1 protein-coding gene is annotated in these 1,188 nt (G+C 58.3%); it reads left to right on the plus strand.

All coding sequences use genetic code 11. The annotated features are described in order from the left end of the window. The first annotated feature begins 268 nt into the window (after nucleotides 1-268). A complete protein-coding gene (locus ABFY71_RS18680) occupies nucleotides 269-1,018 on the plus strand; it encodes a glyoxalase superfamily protein (protein WP_431021556.1) in 750 nt (249 codons plus the stop codon). Nucleotides 1,019-1,188 lie beyond the last annotated feature (170 nt).

A 1,188-nucleotide genomic window follows, 5' to 3' on the forward strand; every position in this document is an offset into this window, starting at 1 on the left:
CGAGACCACGCCGCACCCGCCCTCCCGCGAAGCGGGTTCGTGCATGGGGCGCGTTCCTGCCCGGCGGCTTCCGACCCCATTTCAGACCTAAATGCTCGATTGTCCAATTGCCGATAGCGGACGACCGCAAGACCAACCACTGTTGACAATTCTCAACCGCGGCGTAGCCTCACTCTCGGCATGTGCAGCCAGCCGCTCGCGCCCATCTGGGAAGGGTGAATGCACCTAGGTTTGGTTTGACCCGTAACTCCTGGGCAGGCCGTCAGCAATGCGAGCACTGATCTTTTCTGCTGCCCAAGAGAAGGATCGAACCATGCATAGCTTCATGGATGCTAAACTCATGGCGAAGCTGCTGCGGCAGGCTTTGGCCGAAAGAGGCATCGAAATCACCCACAGTGATGGTCTCGAATTGGTCTCGCGCCAGTTCGGCATGGCCAATTGGAACATACTTAGTGCCAAGATTGATCGAGCAAGCTCGCCTGATGAAACTCTGCCTGTCGGCTGGTTTAAGTCGGGCAAGAGCCCGCATCTATACGATGCGCGCATCGATCATGAGAACGGTTCAACTGTTCTGATCGTGGCTAAGCCCGAGGTGCTGCACAACGTCCGTGGCGACGACTTCTGCACGGTCATGCAGAGTGTGGATGCCGAACCATTTAGAGGCAAGCGCATCCGGCTCGCCGGCGAGCTGCGTACGGAGGATGCTGGAACTGGCGCGACCATCTGGTTCCGGGTCGATGGCGCGAAAGGAACGCTCCTGTTCGACAACCTCGAACTGCGGCGACCCGATGGTCCATTGGTTGGAACGCAGGGCTGGCACGAGAGATCAGTTGTTTTCGATATTCCCGAGGAAGCGCAGAGCCTCCACTATGGCTTCTTCCTCAAAGGGGCGGGCAAATGTTGGTCTCGCAAGTTCGCCCTCATCGAAGTGGATGACAGCGTCCCCACCAGCAGCGGTAAAGGGCCGGTTCTTCCTCGCCCGACAAACCTTGATTTCGGACAAGCGTCTGCGAACTAGCAATGCCAAGCGGCGGAGTAATATCCGCCGTTTCACTCACGCGCGGCTTCGTGGGACCAACGGATAACGTCTGCTTCGGCGTGACACTCGACAGAAGCCGCCAGTCCGCAACCCACCCGAGGCTGTGTGAAAACTCCCGATTATGCTATGATCGGGCACTGCTTCGGAGG

Origin of the sequence: Devosia alba, from assembly GCF_039938915.1 — a bacterium.
Taxonomy (GTDB): domain Bacteria; phylum Pseudomonadota; class Alphaproteobacteria; order Rhizobiales; family Devosiaceae; genus Devosia; species Devosia alba.

Excerpts from the sequence above, each read along its gene's own strand:
- ABFY71_RS18680 (WP_431021556.1), top strand. The coding sequence starts at position 269 with ATGCGAGCACTGATCTTTTCTGCTGCCCAAGAGAAGGATCGAACCATG.